Source organism: Bacteroides ihuae, from assembly GCF_900104585.1.
Lineage (GTDB): Bacteria > Bacteroidota > Bacteroidia > Bacteroidales > Bacteroidaceae > Bacteroides > Bacteroides ihuae.
This window is the reverse complement of record NZ_FNVX01000004.1, coordinates 91,323-110,096: the sequence shown is the minus strand read 5'-3', so window position 1 is coordinate 110,096 and position 18,774 is coordinate 91,323. Positions and strand designations below refer to the sequence as shown.

General features: G+C 39.7%; 16 protein-coding genes. 8 read left to right on the top strand and 8 right to left on the bottom strand.

Annotated features, from left to right (window positions below; genetic code table 11):
• Window position 1 precedes the first annotated feature (1 nt).
• The 5 genes from BQ5338_RS01355 (at window position 2) to BQ5338_RS01335 (ending at window position 8,012) form a co-directional block, all read left to right on the top strand.
• Entirely contained in the window at window positions 2-1,627 is a 1,626-nt protein-coding gene (locus BQ5338_RS01355) for a hypothetical protein (protein WP_071145042.1), read from the top strand.
• 120 nt (window positions 1,628-1,747) lie between these two features.
• On the top strand, window positions 1,748-3,136 hold the full coding sequence (locus BQ5338_RS01350; protein ID WP_071145041.1) for a glycosyl hydrolase family 28 protein: 1,389 nt from the start codon (window positions 1,748-1,750) through the stop codon (window positions 3,134-3,136).
• A 13-nt stretch (window positions 3,137-3,149) separates the two neighbouring features.
• Window positions 3,150-5,096 carry a glycoside hydrolase family 97 protein gene (locus tag BQ5338_RS01345; protein ID WP_071145040.1) on the top strand — a complete coding sequence of 649 codons (1,947 nt, stop codon included), beginning with the start codon at window positions 3,150-3,152 and terminating at the stop codon, window positions 5,094-5,096.
• Window positions 5,097-5,230: 134 nt separating this feature from the next.
• Entirely contained in the window at window positions 5,231-6,454 is a 1,224-nt protein-coding gene (locus BQ5338_RS01340) for a glycoside hydrolase family 88 protein (RefSeq protein ID WP_071145039.1), read from the top strand.
• A 355-nt stretch (window positions 6,455-6,809) separates the two neighbouring features.
• A complete protein-coding gene (locus BQ5338_RS01335; RefSeq protein ID WP_071145038.1) occupies window positions 6,810-8,012 on the top strand; it encodes an IS4 family transposase in 1,203 nt (400 codons plus the stop codon).
• A 306-nt stretch (window positions 8,013-8,318) separates the two neighbouring features.
• Here the strand turns inward: BQ5338_RS01335 and galK are convergent, their stop codons facing one another.
• Genes galK through BQ5338_RS01320 form a run of 3 tightly spaced genes read right to left on the bottom strand, consistent with a single transcriptional unit; the run spans window position 8,319 to window position 11,992 of the window.
• Window positions 8,319-9,470, bottom strand: a complete 1,152-nt coding sequence (gene galK / locus BQ5338_RS01330; RefSeq protein WP_071145037.1) for a galactokinase — start codon at window positions 9,468-9,470, stop codon at window positions 8,319-8,321.
• Between the two features lie 43 nt (window positions 9,471-9,513).
• Complete coding sequence (locus tag BQ5338_RS01325) at window positions 9,514-10,854, bottom strand: MFS transporter (protein ID WP_071145036.1); 1,341 nt, start codon at window positions 10,852-10,854, stop codon at window positions 9,514-9,516.
• A 40-nt stretch (window positions 10,855-10,894) separates the two neighbouring features.
• Entirely contained in the window at window positions 10,895-11,992 is a 1,098-nt protein-coding gene (locus tag BQ5338_RS01320) for an aldose epimerase family protein (RefSeq protein ID WP_071145035.1), read from the bottom strand.
• A 258-nt stretch (window positions 11,993-12,250) separates the two neighbouring features.
• Between BQ5338_RS01320 and BQ5338_RS01315 the strand changes: the two genes are divergently transcribed.
• Entirely contained in the window at window positions 12,251-13,219 is a 969-nt protein-coding gene (locus BQ5338_RS01315) for a type I phosphomannose isomerase catalytic subunit (RefSeq protein WP_071145034.1), read from the top strand.
• Between the two features lie 95 nt (window positions 13,220-13,314).
• Here BQ5338_RS01315 and BQ5338_RS01310 read toward each other — a convergent pair whose 3' ends face one another.
• The 4 genes from BQ5338_RS01310 to BQ5338_RS01295 form a co-directional block, all read right to left on the bottom strand.
• Window positions 13,315-13,563, bottom strand: a complete 249-nt coding sequence (locus tag BQ5338_RS01310) for a hypothetical protein (RefSeq protein WP_071145033.1) — start codon at window positions 13,561-13,563, stop codon at window positions 13,315-13,317.
• A 1-nt stretch (window position 13,564) separates the two neighbouring features.
• On the bottom strand, window positions 13,565-13,933 hold the full coding sequence (locus BQ5338_RS01305; protein ID WP_071145032.1) for a hypothetical protein: 369 nt from the start codon (window positions 13,931-13,933) through the stop codon (window positions 13,565-13,567).
• A gap of 15 nt (window positions 13,934-13,948) precedes the next feature.
• Window positions 13,949-14,158 (bottom strand): YtxH domain-containing protein, encoded by a 210-nt coding sequence (locus BQ5338_RS01300; protein ID WP_071145031.1) that lies wholly within the window; start codon window positions 14,156-14,158, stop codon window positions 13,949-13,951.
• A 131-nt stretch (window positions 14,159-14,289) separates the two neighbouring features.
• Window positions 14,290-15,588, bottom strand: a complete 1,299-nt coding sequence (locus BQ5338_RS01295; RefSeq protein ID WP_071145030.1) for a DEAD/DEAH box helicase — start codon at window positions 15,586-15,588, stop codon at window positions 14,290-14,292.
• A gap of 176 nt (window positions 15,589-15,764) precedes the next feature.
• Here BQ5338_RS01295 and BQ5338_RS01290 point away from each other — a divergent pair, with 176 nt between their 5' ends.
• Together BQ5338_RS01290 and BQ5338_RS01285 are read left to right on the top strand one after the other, a co-directional pair.
• Window positions 15,765-16,532 carry an SDR family NAD(P)-dependent oxidoreductase gene (locus BQ5338_RS01290; RefSeq protein ID WP_071145811.1) on the top strand — a complete coding sequence of 256 codons (768 nt, stop codon included), beginning with the start codon at window positions 15,765-15,767 and terminating at the stop codon, window positions 16,530-16,532.
• A 42-nt stretch (window positions 16,533-16,574) separates the two neighbouring features.
• A complete protein-coding gene (locus BQ5338_RS01285; protein WP_071145029.1) occupies window positions 16,575-17,066 on the top strand; it encodes an SPOR domain-containing protein in 492 nt (163 codons plus the stop codon).
• A gap of 496 nt (window positions 17,067-17,562) precedes the next feature.
• On the opposite strand, the gene dnaJ is transcribed toward BQ5338_RS01285, so the two are convergent.
• Window positions 17,563-18,741: a molecular chaperone DnaJ gene (gene dnaJ, locus BQ5338_RS01280; RefSeq protein WP_139265145.1), complete on the bottom strand. Its 1,179-nt coding sequence runs from the start codon at window positions 18,739-18,741 to the stop codon at window positions 17,563-17,565.
• Window positions 18,742-18,774 lie beyond the last annotated feature (33 nt).

Genomic DNA, 18,774 nt, shown 5'->3' with positions numbered 1-18,774 from the left:
TATGAAGATACTAACGAAAGTATATTTCCTTTGCTTTTTTATTTTTCTGATGTCGCTTCAGGCTATCGCGTCTGAATGGCAATGGTCCATACAGGTGAAAGGGATTGTTTCTAGTGAGACGAATAGTAATCCTAGAGCTTTTTTGTGGGTACCTACGGACTGCAAACAAGTGAGGGGAGTTGTTGTGGGATATCATAACATGAGTGAAGAGGGAATCTTTGAACATGTAACTTTTAGAAAAACAATGGCCGAACTAGGATTGGCTGTTGTGTGGGTTACTCCGTCGTTAAGCCAAACTTGGGCGCCGGAGAGCGGAGTTCAGCAAATCTTTGAGGCAATGATGACAGAGTTAGGTGAAGTTTCGGGTTACACTGAGTTGAAGTATGCACCCATTGTACCTATAGGTCATTCGGCTATGGCTACTTATCCGTGGAACTTTGCTGCCTTTAATCCAAATAGAACATTGGCTATACTTTCTATTCACGGAGATGCTCCTCGTACCCATCTTACCGGATATGGACGCGCTAACGTAGATTGGGATAATCATACAATTGAAGGCATTCCTTCGCTAATGGTAATGGGCGAATACGAATGGTGGGAAGATAGACTGTTCACGGCTTTTGATTACAGACGAGATCATCCGGAAGCGCCACTCTCATTCTTAGCAGATGCAGGACATGGGCATTTTGATGTGAGTGATGAATTGGTTCGTTATCTCTGCTTGTTTTTGAAGAAGGCTTGCCAAAACAGGTTGCCAAAGAGAATGCCATTAGATGCTCCGATTAAGCTTATACCTGTTTCAGCTTCCAAAGGATGGTTGGCCGATCGTTGGCATAGCGATCAATCTCTTCCTATGTTCAAGCCTGCTCCGTATGCCAAATATAAAGGAGATAAGAGTCATGCTTTTTGGTATTTCGATAAAGAGATGGCTGAGGCTACTGAGCGTTATTATACCCGTGAGCGAGGCAAGCATGCGCAATATATCGGTTTCATGCAGAAGGGTAAGCTGTTGACCTTTAATTCTAAAAGCCATGCCCGCATTTCTGCTCGCTTCGAACCGGAAGAGGATGGCTTGACTTTTCATCTATCCGCTGCTTATACCGATACACTACGTTCCGTTTTTAGCAATGATCATGCTTCGTGTCCTATACATATAGAACGAATTTGCGGTCCGGTGGAAAAGATAAATGATACTACTTTTACAGTTCGCTTCTACCGCATGGGATTAGATAATGAACGTCGTACGGGAGATATTTGGTTGTTGGCTCGTTCCAGAGGAGATAGCCGTTATAAGAGTACTGTGCAACAACTGAACTTGCGCATTCCCTATCCTCAAACAGAAGGTGCAGAACAATCTATTCGTTTTGATTCTTTGCCGGATATCTGTAGTTTGCATCAAATGTCTATGCTGCTTAATGCAAAAGCTTCTAGCGGATTACCTGTCTATTATTACATTAAAGAGGGGCCGGCAAAAATAACCAAGGATAAGCTCGTATTTACTAAAATTCCGCCTCGCACTAAATATCCTGTTAAGGTTACTATTGTGGCATGGCAATATGGTCGTATCAATCTTCCAAAAGTACAGACAGCAAAAGCCATAGAACGAAGTTTTTACATATATAATTAAGAGATAGCCCTTGTCGATTAACCGGCAAGGGCTATTTCTTTTTATATTTGCTTCCATTGAGTATTTTACAGACTTTAATCGTATGTATTAAAGAGTTCATATTATAATATTCCAGTAACCATGAAACACTATTTATTACTTTTCTCCTTTCTGGCAACAGTAACCACGCATGCTCAGCTTGTAACATATCCGGCTAGCTTGAATACAGGCTTGAAACATAATGACGACTATACAGTTCGTGTTCGTTCTGTAGGGAGTGCCGAGTGGAAAGACTTATTCGAATATAATGTGCAGGTCGATATGGACAATGTACAAGATGCTTCTATGGTGCAATTCGATATGGGAAGTCCGGTGGAGGTGATGGTGAAAAAGAATAATGGACTTATTGATAGAGTCGATATTCGTCCATTAGCCAAGGGAATAAAATATGCGGTGAACGGGAATACTATTTTGTTCACTGTTCCTAAACCTATGAATCTTTCTGTCGAGTTCAATGGAGATCGCTTGCATAACTTACATCTTTTTGCTAATCCGTTGGAAACGGAAACATACACCAAAGAAGAAAAAGGGGTGATGTACTTTGGACCGGGCATACATACGCCTAAGGACTTACCCAATAATCTGATTCGTATTCCTTCGAACACCACGGTTTACTTGGCTCCGGGTGCTGTACTAAGAGCTAAATTGTTGGTTGATAATGCTGAGAATGTACGCATCATCGGACGTGGAATATTAGATCATCCACAAAGAGGAGTGGAGGTGACTTATTCTAAAAACGTGCTGATTGATGGCATCACTGTGATGAATCCCGATCATTATACTGTGTTTGGCGGACAGGCAGAGGGCCTGACCATTAAGAACCTAAAGAGCTTTAGTTGTAAAGGTTGGAGTGATGGCATAGACTTAATGAGTTGTAAGAACGTGACGGTAGATCATGTTTTCATGCGCAATAGTGATGATTGTATCGCTATCTATGCTCATCGTTGGAACTTTTGGGGAGATGTGAAGAATGTGTTGGTGCAAAACTCCATTCTTTGGGCGGACATTGCACATCCAATAAATATTGGTGGTCATGGAAATTCTGATGGAATGCCGGGAGATACAGTGGAGGATATTACAATACGTAACATAGACATTTTGGAGCACGATGAAGATGATGTGCCTTATCAAGGCTGCATGGCTATTGATGCGGGTGACCGTAACCTTGTACGTCACGTATTGTTTGATAATATTCGGGTAGAGAGTATTCAGGAGGGATGTTTATTTTATGTGAACGTAAGATTCAATGCTAAATATGATAAAGAACCGGGACGAGGTGTCGAAGATGTGACTTTCCGCAATATTAGCTATAATGGAGTGGGAGAGAATCCTTCACTCATCAAAGGGTTCGATTTGGAGAGAAATGTAAAGAATATCACCTTTGAAAATATATTGATTAATGGGGTGAAGATGAAAGATCTTAAAGATTTCCAGACAAATGAATATGTTGAAAATATTAAAGTAAAATAATAAGTAATAGGTTATGAAAAACTGTTTTTGGATCACTCTACTATTGCTTGCTTTATTTCCTTTTAGGGCAAGTGCCGATATGATTCAGGGTACAGAGGTAAACGTATCGTCTCCTGACAACACCCTTCAATTCCGTTTTTATCAGCAGGAAGAGAATACTGTCAATCAGCTTTTTTACGAAATAAGCTATAGGGGCGAACCGCTTGTTTTGTCCTCTCGCATGGGTGTGGAAATGAAGAATAGTAAGTGGGAGAGTGCGCTGGCTTATACTCCCAAGGTAACTAAGGTAAATTGCTGGTGCGATAATCTTGTTTTTGATAAGGCTACGTATGGTGAGAAGAATGATAGCTGGAAACCCTTGTATGGCGAACGATCCACCGTTAAAGATGCTTATCATAGTGCGGTAATATCTTTTTTTAAACGAGACAAGTCGAACTATCGAATGAATATTGAAGTTCGTGTATATAATGAAGGGGTGGCTTTTCGTTACTCTTTTCCTATGCATCCAGATGCTCTTTTTAATAGTGTAGTAGCCGATCTTACTGAGTATTCTTTGCCCGAGGGTACCAAGGCTTGGTGTGCTAAGTGGGCGCAGGCACCTTATGAGGAACTGGCCATTCCTGAATGGGAGGAAGGAATGGTCTACGAGCGGGCACTGACCTTGCATCTGCCTAATGGTAAATGGGCTGCGTTGACGGATGCTGATACTGATAATTGGTGTCTGACTAATTTTACTCGTTCTAAAAATAAACCGAATACAATCGCTACGGATATGTATAGCCGTATGGATATGGTTACCCCTTATGCTACACCTTGGAAAGTGGTGATGGTGGCCGACACTCCCGGCAAGCTGTTAGAGAACAACGACATTGTGCAGAACCTGAACCCTCCTTGTGAGATTGCCGATACTAGTTGGATAAAGCCGGGAAAAATTATGCGTGAAACAACGCTTACCACAGCGAACGCATTGGCTTGCATTGACTTCTGTGCACAGCAGAATATGCAATATATTCTTTTTGATTGGAAATGGTATGGTCCGGCTTTTGATTATGCATCAGATGCTACTCAGGTGGTAGCTCCTATCGACATGAAGCGGGTCATTGCTTATGGAAAAGAGAAAGGTGTGGGTGTTTGGTTATACGTCAACCATCATGCTTTGGAGAAACAAGCTCGTGAATTGTTTCCTGTATTGAAGGATTGGGGCGTTGCCGGAGTGAAGTTCGGTTTTGTGCAATTTAAAACCCACCGTTGGGCAACATGGATGCACGATTTGGTGAGACTGGCTGCCGAAAATCATTTGATGGTCAATATACACGATGAGTATCGTCCATCCGGCTTTAGTCGTACTTATCCCAATCTGCTTACTCAGGAGGGCATTCGTGGCAATGAGGAATTTCCCGATGCGACGAACAATACCATCCTCCCTTTTACACGCATGCTTTCCGGAGCAGCCGATTATACTATTTGTTATTACGATAAACGGTTGAAGACAACGCATGCTCATCAGTTGGCGGCTTCAGTCATCTTCTACAGCCCATTGTTAACCTTGTTTTGGTATGATAAACCACCGCTTTATGAAGGTGAGCCTGAAGTGGAATTCTTCAAGAATCTGCCTACGGTGTTTGATGATACGAAGGTGTTGTCCGGGGAACCGGGTAAGTCGGCTATTATTGCTCGTCGCAAAGGCCATGAATGGTTTGTTGGTGGCATTACAAATAACGAAGGTTCGCAAGAAACCGTTTCGTTGAGCTTTCTGGAAAAGGGAAAATATTACCTGGCTCGTATTTATACCGACGGAGGAGATGCCGTAAAGACAAAGACGCATGTGCAATGCACTTACTTCAAAGTAAACGCATCGCAGACGCTTAAGTTTAATTTGAAACCGAGTGGGGGTGTGGCGATTCAACTCATACCGATGAGCGAGAAAGAACTGAAGGGATATAAAAAATACAAAGGATAGCTGTTATCATGAGTCTTCTCTGAGGGTTGCATAAATTCGGTTTATGCAACCCTTTTTTCATTTTGCTCTTAGGTGTGTTTGTTGTGCAATTCGTATAACATATATAGTAATTTCGATAAATAAGAAACGGATATATGAATAAGTTTGTATTAGGGCTAACACTTTTGTGCTTTTGTGGATGTTCGCATCAATCAACTGAAATAATGGATGCTGATAAAGCATTGGATTATTGTGCTGTTCAGGTTGGGCGAACATTAAAAGAACTAAAAGGTGATTCTGTAATTGACTATACAATGATGCCTCGAAACATTATGGATAGTTTAACGACGTGGGAATGTCGTAAAGTCACGAAAGAGGAATGGACATCGGGCTTCTGGCCAGGTATTTTATGGTATGACTATGAATATACGCACGATGAAGCCATTAAGCTCGAGGCTGAGAAGTTCACATCGTCTCTTTCTTTCTTAGCTCATACTCCGGCTTACGATCATGATCTCGGATTTCTTATCTTTTGCAGTTATGGCAACGCTTATCGGCTTACAAAGAATCCCGCTTATAAGCAGATTATACTCAATGCCGCCGATACATTGGCCACACTTTTTAATCCGGTGGTAGGTACTATTCTTTCGTGGCCGCGTGAGGTTGGTCCACGACATTGGCCTCACAACACCATCATGGATAATATGATAAATCTCGAAATGCTTTTCTGGGCTTCAAAGAATGGAGGTGGTAAGCGGTTGTATGATATAGCTGTGTCTCATGCCGATAAAACGATGAAATGTCAGTTTCGTCCAGATTATACATCTTATCATGTGGCAGTATATGACACTATTACCGGAAATTTAATAAAAGGGGTGACTCACCAAGGATATGCTGATAACAGTATGTGGGCACGAGGACAGGCATGGGCCATTTATGGATATACGATGTGTTATCGGGAAACGAAAGATACCAAATATTTGGATTTTGTACAAAAAATCTCGGATGTATATTTGAATGATTTACCATCGGATTACGTTCCTTATTGGGATTTCAGTGCTCCGAATATTCCAAATGCTCCTCGTGACGCATCGGCGGCGGCCATTGTTGCTTCTGCTTTATTAGAACTTTCTACTTATTTGGATGGAGAGAAAGCTGCTCAATATAAGGATGTGGCTATAAAGATGCTCAAGAACTTGAGCTCGCGGGCTTATCAGAGTGGGGAAAGTAAACCGTCCTTCTTGCTTCATTCTACCGGTCATTGGCCTGCTGGTTCAGAAATTAATGCATCGATTATTTATGCTGATTACTACTACATTGAAGCTTTACTTCGGTACAAACGTTTGGCGGATGGAGAGAATGTACTAGGACGTTTTTAAGGTATTTCCTATTTGTGACTTATATATGTGACAACTTATTTAGTAACAAGTCAGTCTACCTTTTTAGCTTGAAAGACTAAAAACTGTCTACTCAATTCAGTAAAAGTCAGGGAAGTACACATCGCCATTTTTTTCTAGTGATGAAACTAAAGGTTTCTTACGTTGAGACAAAAGGTTTTACGTGCTGAAACTAAAGTTTCAATTAACCAAAACTTATTGTTTCAGCGTATAAGAATATAATGAAATATTGCTGTCCGGTAAAAATTAGTGGACCAAAAAATTAGGGCTGTTTTCCTCTCTTGGAATCCAGCCCTTTTTCTTTCCTTTGCAGTTACCACACCTAAAAGGAAAATCTATGGGCAAAAATACATATTTTACCGGACAGCCGCTTTATGCGCAGCTATTAAAATTGATCGATAGCCAAGAAATTGCAAGAATAAGCCGAAAAGGTTTGCATGAGCGCTATGTGAAGAAGCTAGACGGCTACTCTCACTTTGTAATAATGCTCTACGCCGTGCTGATGCGCTATGATTCTCTACGTGAAATCGTAATAGGAATGCTCTCTGAGGCAAATAAGATCAATCACCTAGGCATAGATTACATGGTAAAACGCAGCACTTTGGCAGAAGCCAACAATAGGCGCAGTAATGAGTTCTTTGAGCAGATATATTTCTCCCTATACCGGAAATACAAAAATGATTTAGCGGACAGCCGAACGGACAAGGCTTGGGAGCGCTTGCTGCACATCATGGATTCTACTACAATAACACTGTTTTCAAACGTTTTGAAAGGTGTAGGCCGCAATCCCAAGCATGGAAAGAAGAAAGGAGGCATAAAGGTTCACACTGTGCTCAAAGCCGAGGAAGGAGTACCTTATAACATTCATTTCACATCGGCAGCAACTCACGATCATGTTATGCTTACTAAACTAAAACTGACAAATGGGGCATTCATAGCCATGGATAGGGCATATATAGACTATAAGGTCTTTCAAGAATTAACAGACAACGGAGTCTTTTATGTAACCAAAATGAAGAAAAGCCTACGCTACACCCCTCTTAACGGCCATTTTCTTGTGAATAAAGATGGGCTGGTTGTACTAAGCGATCATATGATAGAGCTTAAAAAGGACGATATAACACATGTTTCACGTCGGATAGAGTATTGGGAGGAAAAGAAGAAGTACTCAAGCGTTCTTCTGACCAATAACTTTGAGTTGGAACCGGAAGAAATTATTGCCATTTATTTACGGCGCTGGCAGATAGAGAGCCTGTTCAAGCAGTTGAAGCAGAATTTTCCACTCAGATACTTCTTTGGAGAGAGCGTAAACGCAATCAAAACACAGATATGGGTAACACTTATTGCAAACTTACTATTATCTGTCATAAGAAAACGAATTAAACGGAAATGGAGCTTCTCAAATCTTGTAACAATCATAAGGCAGACACTCATGTACTACATTGACCTCTATATGTTCTGCGAAAATCCGGAAAAAGCATGGTTGAGAATCATTAACCAGTCCAGTTTATCACCTCCAGAACCAACACTCTTTGATTAAGAGGGCTTGCTTTTTGAAGGAAAAAGCCGAACTGCCTTTTTATAGGCAATTCGGACAGATATTTTATGCTTTTCAATTTTTACCGGACAGCAATAATAATGAAACTAATATTCGCAGCAGATTTGCCTGTACTTCCCTGGAAATGGTCGTAGTGATCCTGGCATTAACTACTTAAAAGTGTGATAGATCTTCTGTCTATAGGTAGACGGGCTGTAATCTAGCTGTAAATCCTGGGGATGAATAGAAACATAAAAGGCTGACTTGGAAATTCCAAATCAGCCTTTCGTATTGTTAAGAGTGATATTACTACAAAATTCTTCTTGACCCATCGCCTATGACTACGTCATACACTTTAGGACTTCTGCCAAACTTTTCAGTGAATGCTTTTTCGGCTGTTGCAATGAAGTTATCGTAAAGTTCGTCTTTCACTAAGTTAATCGTGCAACCTCCAAAGCCTCCGCCCATTACACGCGAACCGGTTACACCACACTCCTTAGCGCAGTCGTTCAAGAAATCAAGTTCCTCACAGCTTACTTCGTAAAGCTTGCTCATTCCGTGGTGAGTCTCATACATCTTCTGACCAACAGTTTCGTAATCTCCAACTTCCAAAGCATCACATACGTCTAGTACGCGTTGAATTTCTTCAATAACGTATTCTGAACGCATGTAGTCTTCAGCAGTGATTTCGTCTTTAACTGCCTTAAGCATGTCCATAGTAGCATCTCTCAGGAATTCTACTGTAGGATGGTTCTTTTTGATTGCAGCTACGGCTGTTTCGCAAGATTGGCGACGTTTATTGTATGCTGAAGAAGCTAATTCGTGTTTTACTACAGAATCTAGCAATACCAAACGGTAACCTTCTGGCTTGAAAGGGAAGTATTGGTATTCTAACGAACGACAATCTAAGCGGATGAGGCTTCCTGCTTTTCCGAAGACAGATGCAAATTGATCCATGATTCCGCAGTTAACGCCACAATAGTTGTGTTCCGTTGCCTGTCCCACTTTGGCTAATTCAAACTTGTCAATGTTTCCATTGAATAATTCGTTAAGAGCGAAAGCGTAAGTGCTTTCAAGAGCAGCGGATGATGACATGCCGGCACCCAGAGGTACGTCTCCTGCAAAAGCAGTATTGAATCCTTCCACTTTTACACCGCGTTTAATCATTTCACGGCAAACTCCGAAAATATATCGTGCCCAGCTAGCATGGGGAGCATCTTCTTCGTTGAGACCGAATTCAACATAGTCTTTTAAGTCGATGGAATAGGCTAATACTTTTTTTGTGCCGTTGGGCTTAATTTCTGCAATCATGCCTTTGTCTATAGCACCGGGAAAGACAAAACCACCATTATAGTCGGTGTGCTCTCCGATGAGGTTAATACGTCCGGGTGATGCATACACAAATCCGGTAGTCCCGTCAAAGTGCTTTGTGAAACGGCTTCTTACATATTCTATGTCCATGGTAATGAAGTTTATGGTATGAATAAATGATATTTATATTTTGTTATTCAACAGGGATGTTTTTGTTCACGTTCTTGCAACCTACTAAGCCATAAAAGAGAATGTAAGCTAACAGTGCAATAATAAGCCAATAGCTTGACATGTAGCCAATAGAGTCGGAAATAAATTGTTGAACAAGCGGCAATACGCCTCCGCCAACAACCATCATCATAAAGATACCGGAGGCTTGTGCTGTGTATTTTCCTAAGCCTTCAACAGCGAGATTAAAAATTCCACCCCACATAACAGAGGTGCAAAGGCCACAAAGTACTAAAAAGAGGGCACTAACTGGCACTTGTGCCATTTGAAAGCCCTCTTCTACACTATATCCGGGCATAGAAACCGTTACTTCTTTTGGCGTTATAATTGCAATTAACACGAAGCAGATAGCTGTAGCGGAAACGACGATTAACTGTGTTCTACTAGATATTTTACCACTAATTGCACTACTAGCTGAGCGCCCTACGAGCATTAATAACCAATAGATAGCTGAAATAGCTCCTCCAATGGCTGCGCCATTTACTAATAAACCAGCTCCTTTTGTACTCGAATCAGCTAGGTAGAAGTTAAGCGTGCCTGGGATACCAATTTCAATACCTACATAAATAAAAATACCAATGACTCCTAGTACTGTGTGGCGAAAGTGCCAAGGGCTATGAGCGTATTTTTCTTTTTCTGCATTCCCTTTCCGAAGATGGGGTTCTGGTATAGCTATAAATGAGATGATAATGAAAGCTGATACAAAAACACCCATTGCAATAAACAAAAGTGGCGATACATCTGACATTGCTGTCTGAGAAGTTACTGTGCCAATTAATGCACCTACAAAAAGAGGTGTCAGTGTGCCAGAGAGAGAGTTAAGAGCACCACCGGTTTGAATGAGTTGGTTTCCTTTGTTACCACCACCGCCAAGCAAATTAAGCATGGGATTAACAACAGTATTAAGCATGCAGACACAGAAACCACAGATGAAGGCGCCTAATAAATAGATAATGAAATTTAATTTGATAGCAAATTCACCTACAGTGAACACTTCAATATTTGCACCAAATAAGCTTGAGGAATACTGTGTAAACAACCCTAAAAAACCGACACCCATCGCAATGAGTGCTGTCTTTTTGTAACCGATTTTAACAAGCATGTTACCTGCAGGAATACCCATAAATAGATATGCCAGGAAATTCATCATGTTTCCCATCATGCCCAAAGTATTTGCACCGGCGTATTCGTTTTTCCAAATGGTGCCAAAAGGTGCAGCAAGGTTAGTCACGAATGAAATCATAGCAAAAATGAAGAACATCGTGACAATGGCTACGATGTTTTTGTTCTTTTTTTCTTGTATCATTGTTAGATTTTAAATGTAGGTTTATAAATGAATTAGTTAATTATTCTTGTACTGTGAAATTATAAATCGTAATTTGCTGATATTCATCTTCGGGCAGCAAAGTGGCAGTAGGAAAATGAGGTTTGTTTGGGGTATCAGGAAAACATTGTGCTTCAAAACAAATAGCACTACGAGCGGGGAAAGTAGCTCCATGTGCACCTGCAAATCCGTTGAGCCAATTGCCGGTGTAAAGTTGTACTCCAGCTTCAGTAGTGTATACCTCCATACTACGTTTGCTTGTAGGGTCAGTGCAAATAGCTGCTAGGGCTAATTCTCCAACTTCTGTTTTGTTTAGCACATAGCAATGGTCGTATCCGTGGCCATTAATTAATTGCAAGTGGTATTCTTCAATTCTTCGGCCAACAGTATGTGGAGTGCGGAAGTCCATCGGAGTATTTTCTACACTCAAAATTTCGCCAGTGGGTATACACACTTCGTCTATTGGAGTATAGTAATCTGCGTTGATGGTTACAACATGATTGTTTATGGTAGGAGTGGGGTTCGTAATTCCGGATAGATTAAAGAAAGCGTGATTGGTAAGATTTACAATTGTGGGCTTATCTGTTGTGGCATGATACTCTATGGTTAACGCATTTGAGTCTTCATCAAGTCGATAAGTCATTGATACGTTTAAATTTCCGGGAAATCCTTCTTCTCCATCGACGGAAAGGTAGGTAAACTCTACTGTATCTTGGCTTATCTGGTTAGCATCCCATATTCTTCTGTGAAAACCGGTAGGCCCTCCGTGTAGAGAGTTAGGACCATTGTTGACGGTTAAGTTATATTCTTTCTCGTGCAACTGAAACTTTCCGTTGGCTATGCGATTGCCGTAGCGCCCGATGGTTGTACTCAAAAAGGGTTCAGGACTATTTATCACATTGTCAATACTGTCATGTCCTAATACCACATTTGCATATTTCCCGTCTTTGTCTGGTACCATGATGGAGAGGATTGCACACCCATAATTTGTAACGGCAACTTCCATTCCTCGTTTATTTTTTAAGATAAATAAGTCAGTCTCTTTGCCAGCTATATTTTTTTGAAATTTGTTCCGATCTAAACCGGATAAATTACTTTCGGTAGAAAATGTGTTTATCATGTTCGGTATTATTTAATATTTCTTGCAAATAAAGGTAATTTCTTCCGTTCTCCCAAATTATTATGAGCAAATATAGATAGGCATTTATGAAAGTTTAGCGTTTGTTCCGCTTTACTTTCTTAATCTGGGATATAAGTTGATTTTCAAAGATATTTTCATGAAAAAAGCTTCTATAATGCTCTGTTTTTTGATATTTTTTGTATGTTTGTCCTCAGATTGTTAAAATCAAGTGTTTTTAATCTAAGTTTATAGCAAAAAATGTATCCATTAAAATTTGAACCTATTCTGAAGCAAACGCTTTGGGGGGGCGATAAAATTATTTCGTTCAAACATCTAAATGATGAAGTGACAGGAGTTGGAGAGAGCTGGGAATTATCAGGAGTTGAAAACAACGAATCGGTTGTGGCCAACGGACCTGATAGAGGTCTTTCACTTGTAGAAATGGTAGCAAAGTACCGTGAGGAATTGGTCGGTGAAGCCAATTACATCCGTTTTGGGAACAAATTTCCGCTATTGATCAAGTTTATTGATGCAAAGCAAGACTTGTCCATTCAGGTACACCCATCCGATGATTTGGCAAAGAAGAGACACAACTCGATGGGAAAAACAGAAATGTGGTATGTCGTAGGGGCTGATGAAGGTGCTAGACTGCGTTCTGGATTTTCAGAAGAAATTACTCCTAAGGAGTACAAAGACAGGGTGTATAATAATACAATTACAGATGTCTTGCAAGAGTATGAAATTCACCCGGGAGATGTTTTCTTTTTACCAGCTGGTCGGGTGCATAGTATTGGTGCGGGGGCTTTTGTCGCAGAGATTCAGCAAACATCTGATATAACATATCGTATCTATGACTTTAATAGAAAAGATGCTGATGGCAAAACGAGAGAACTTCATACAGATTTGGCTCGTGAAGCCATAGACTTCGAAGTCGTTGATGATTATCGAACCAATTATGAAGCCTTAGAAAATGAGCCTGTGGAATTAGTGGCTTGTCCATACTTTACTACTTCATTGTATGATATGACAGAAGGGATTTCATGTGATTATTCAGAATTAGATTCATTTGTCATTTTTATATGTATAGAAGGTTCGTGCAAGATTATTGATGATCAAAAAAATGAGATAACTCTCTCTGCTGGGGAAACAATCTTGTTCCCTGCTTCTACGCAAGAGGTTTCTATAACTCCTACTGGGACGGTAAAACTTTTGGAGACATACGTGTAGTTAATAGACTTTTAAATAGCTAATATAAAAAGTGCCATTAAAGAATTTATTTTCTATTAATGGCACTTTTTATATTAGCTATTATTTCTCAGATTTTAGCCAAGGAGTCGACGGACTTTCCTCATAATCTTCAGCCCTAACATTACTCCGTCAAAAACGGCCATTCCGGTATTGAACGTTTTAATGAGTGAATTACCGGTGGTCGCTACTCCCGAATAAGGGTTAAAAGCTAAGCGGGCAGTTTCTGAAATAACAATTTTCTGAGTCCGTATCTCTTCGAGTAATTTAGCCTTTCGTAATGCAATATCTTCAAGGCTAATCTTTTTAGTATCAAGCTGATTCATTTTATCCTCTTTTGTTAGAATCGTTGAGAAACAAATTTGCTAAGAAGTTTACTAGTGGAGCAATGATTAGTTTCTTTCTAAAGAGTATCACTATTAATATGAGAAAGATGTTTATGCTAGTGATAATACCAAAACTAGCAGTCAAACTTCCTACATAAGGCTCCAATACGTATGCTAGAGCAAATAGTCCGTAGAACAAGGCCACCATGCCAAGAATGATGAGCATAAAAACCAATATTAAAGTTGATAGAAGTATGGTGAGCTTTTCTGTTAGTTCCAATTTTGTATACTCTTTTTGAAGCTCTAGATATTTCTTGAACTCAACAAATAGTTGTTGGATGTTTTCTATACTTTCATCGTTTGCAAACATGATGGCTTTGTTTTTTTACTCAGTTACTTCTCCTTTGATTTCAGCGGTAATTTCATCAACTAAGTTTTCCATTTCGCTACGATTTAGTTTTATTCCTTTCTTCCGAAGAATCTCCACTATTTTTTTGCGAGTGTCTTCACCCTTCTCAGGAGCAAATAGAAGACCTATTGCAGCACCAACAGCTGCACCACCCAAGAACGCAGCCAATACATTTAATCCTTTCATAATTCTTAATCTTTATATGATTATAACTATTTTAACAGATGAGTCTCTGTATTGTTCATCTTTGCATCGTTTCTTTTTGCAGAAATGTGGCTTTTGACTCCTGATGAGATACAATTTATAGAATCTTTGTACTACTTCTGAGGACCTTTTTGAGGCTTTCTATCATTTTGCGACTTTTTGCCTTGTTGAGGTTGTTGTTGTCTTCTCCAATAATCTCCATTGGCACGATTTCCGCGGTAAGGTTTATTTTCCTTGGCTTTTATTTTTAATTCTTCCGTTTTCTTTTCTTGTGCATTGATGCTTTCGGTAGTAACGAAAGGGTGTTCTTTTATGACAGGTATTGTTTTTCCTATTAATTTCTGAATATCCTTAAGATAAGGGAGCTCTTCTGATTCACAGAACGCTATGGCTACTCCTTCGTGCCCGGCACGACCGGTTCGTCCAATCCTATGTACGTACGTTTCTGGTACGTTGGGGAGTTCATAGTTGAAAACATGAGAGAGTAGATCCACATCTATTCCACGGGCTGCAATATCTGTAGCGATAAGTACTCGTAGGTCATGATTTTTAAAATCAGTCAGCGCTCGTTGACGAGCATTCTGAGATTTATTTCCATGTATAGCTTCTGCGCTAATTCCTGTATTCTTTAGCACGCGGGATAATTTGTCTGCTCCGTGTTTTGTTCTGGTGAAGATCAATGCTGATTCTACTGATTTATCTTTTAATAGATGAATCAATAAATCGGTTTTTTCTTTCTTTTCTACGAAATATAGGCATTGAGAAATTGTATCTACTGTTGAAGATGCGGGTGTTACCTCTACTTTCTTAGGATTTGTGAGCATGGAATTAGCCAGTTTCTCAATCTCAGGAGGCATTGTTGCCGAGAAAAACAGTGTTTGACGTTGAGGAGGTAGAAGTTTAAGAATTTTCTTTATGTCGTGAATAAATCCCATGTCGAGCATGCGGTCGGCTTCATCGAGTACAAAGAAGTCCAATGTTTTTAATGAAATGAATCCTTGTGATGCAAGGTCCATAAGGCGGCCGGGGGTAGCAATCAAGATTTGTACTCCGGCACGTAATGCATCCGTTTGAGGTTTTTGGCCGACTCCACCAAAAATAACAGTGTGGCGTAGACCTGTATATTTTCCATATGCTTCAAAACTTTCTCCTATTTGGATTGCTAACTCTCTTGTCGGAGTTAATATTAATGCTTTAATTCCTTTTTTATTATCTGTTTTATAAAGTTTTTGCAATATAGGAATTGAGAATGCCGCAGTTTTTCCTGTGCCGGTTTGTGCGCAACCAAGTAGATCATTGCCTTGAAGCAATATCGGTATAGATTGTTCTTGTATGGGAGTTGGTGAGGTGTAGCCTTCTTGTTGTAGAGCCTTTAATATTGGCTCAATGAGATGTAATTGTTCAAATGTCATGTAGAATAATTGATGAGCTCTATAGCTCTGTTATATTTTTTATTGGCTACAAAGATACGCCAACATGTGCTGGATAAACGAATGTTCTGTTTAGTTTAAATATATTTAACTAAGAAGATTGACCATCGACAAATGCTAAACGGTACTTTTGTCTTTTACTTATGACTAGATTAATGATGAAAGATAGAATCGTATTTATAACAGGAGCAAGTAGTGGCATTGGAGAGGCGTGTGCACGAAAATTTGCCTCTCAGGGAGCAAATTTAATTCTTAATGCTCGGAATACAAATGTATTGGAGCAATTGAAGATAGAACTGGAATCAAAAAATGCTATTTCAGTTTATTTACTTCCTTTTGACGTTCGTGATCGTGATGCAATAGCTAAAGCGTTGGTTTCATTACCTGAGAAATGGAAGAAAATTGATGTATTAATCAATAATGCCGGCCTTGTGATTGGAATGGATAAAGAGCATGAAGGGCAACTTGATGAATGGGATATAGTCATTGATACGAATATTAAAGGTTTATTGGCGGTTACTCGCTTGGTTGTGCCTGGCATGGTTGAGCGCGGAATTGGTCATATTATAAATATTGGTTCTATTGCCGGAGATGGAGCGTATCCTGGAGGTAGTGTTTATTGTGCTACCAAAGCTGCAGTAAAGGCTTTGTCCGATGGACTTCGTATTGATTTAGTTAATACTCCTCTTCGGGTTACCAATGTTAAACCAGGTATGGTCGAAACTAATTTTTCTGTTGTGAGATTCCGCGGAGATAAGGGTGTTGCCGACCGTTTCTATGAAGGAATACAAGCATTATCTGGTGATGATGTTGCTGAAACTGTTTACTTTGCGGCTTCAGTTCCAGTTCATGTACAAATAGCTGAGGTACTGCTTATGCCTACAAATCAAGCAACTTCTACTATTTCATATAAGGAAAATTATTGATATAAGATATTAAATCGAGTTATTAACTAAAATATATAAAATATGAAAAATTTAGCAATGTTAGGAATGGGCGTATGTGTTGTATTGGCTTTTACTTCGTGTAAATCGAGTGAAAGCGCATATAAGAAGGCATACGAAAAGGCAAAACAGCAAGAATTGGCAGAACCTCAAGTAAATACTTCTGTGGATGTTACACCTGTTGCCACTGTGCCTGTCGCAGTAAAGGCAGGAAAGGATGCTAGTGTACGCCAAGAAAAAGTTACTGTTGTTTCCGGAACTGATGCTTTAAAGGACTATAGTGTAGTTTGTGGAAGTTTTGGATTAAAAGCTAATGCTGAAGGATTGAAAGATTTTCTTGATGCTGAAGGCTATAGTGCTACTATTGCTTTTAATGCTGAAGCTGCGATGTATCGTGTTATTGTTAATACTTTCTCAGATAAGGCTACTGCTGCAGATGCTCGTGATGCATTTAAAGCAAAGTATCCGAATAGGAAAGATTTCCAAGGATCTTGGTTGTTATATCGCGTATTTTAATTATAGCTTTTAGATAACAAATATGAAATGACAATGAAAAAGGACGATAATCCATGAGGATATCGTCCTTTTTTAATAAAAGCCGCACCGATGATGTGATGAAACTCCGAATGACATGATTTGAGTGCCCACTCTCTCTGTAATCCACTGACTAAAAGTTATCCCGAAGGATATGTGGCCCGCCATTAAGAAGCAAAGCTTGTCTCGGTATTCCATTATATTTGATGAGTTTCCCAATCCAACCAATGCGGCTAATGCTTTTGTTCAACAAATATATTCACTTTATACGAGATAAACAAGCCGACTCATTAAATTGTTTACTAAATCTTGTGTATCTCAATGAAGGTCGCTATTCAGCTTTATCTTTTGCTTAGTTTATATAGCAGAGAAAACTTTACTTCTTTGTGCTTCTGCAAAATGCTTGAGCTTTGTTTGGAATCCACTTTCAGAATTTACTTGAAGCAAATGTATCTTTGAAGATGTTAAGAAGCTTTGATCAGTCAAATAAGTTCTTAAACTTCTTGAATATTTTTTCTTTGACTGAATTATTGGGCTTAAAATTTTCAGAGATGTCTAGCTTCTCTAGTGTACTTTTTTCTTCCTTGCTTAAAACCTCAGGAACGTAAACACTTACATTAACCAATAAGTCTCCCGTTCCATAACCATTTACACTTGGAAGTCCTTTACCTCGAAGGCGGAGAACTTTTCCTGGTTGGGTTCCCGAGTCAATCTTTACTTTTACTTTATTATCAATTGTAGGAATTTCAACAGTCCCTCCCAAGGTGGCCGTTGGGAAACTCAATAGTAAGTTATATATTAAGTCATTCTCATCGCGTATAAGTTCTGGATGTACTTCTTCCTCTACAAGGATTAATAAATCTCCTGGTACTCCATTATGTTTTCCTGCATTACCTTTCCCACTCATGGATAGTTGCATGCCTTCAGCAACTCCTGCGGGTATGTTTACACTAACAACTTCTTCGCCATATTCTATTCCTTCTCCATTGCAGTGTTTGCATTTCTCTTTGATGATTTTGCCTTCACCACCACATGTCGGACAACTAACACGGGTTTGCATGGTTCCTAAAATAGTTTGCTGGTTACGAATGACCGTACCATTACCTTTGCAAGTAGAGCACGTTTCTGATCCACTATTTCCTTCCGCACCCGTGCCGTGACAGTGAGAACAAGAAACATATTTTTTAAGTTTGAATTTCTTCTCCACTCCGGTAGAAATTTCTTTCAAATTTAATTTCACTTTGACACGGAGATCTGAGCCACGATAACGTCTTTGTTGTTGGCTGCCTCCACCGCCAAATCCACTGAAACCGCCAAACCCACCTCCAGAGTGACCTCCAAAGATATCTCCGAACATCGAGAAGATGTCATCCATAGACATATTGTCGCCAAATCCGCCGCCATAGGGGCCACCGTTTCCTGCTGCGCCACTCATGCCTGCATGTCCAAATTGGTCATAGCGAGCACGTTTATCAGGATTGCTCAATACATCGTAAGCTTCTGCTGCCTCTTTGAACTTTTCTTCCGCGGCTTTATCATCAGGATTTTTATCAGGATGAAATTGAATCGCTTTTTTGCGATAGGCTTTTTTTATTTCGTCTGCTGATGCGTCTTTATTGATCTCGAGGACTTCGTAATAATCTCTTTTTGCCATAATCTTTGTAGTTGATTAATTGATTAAGTAGTTAGG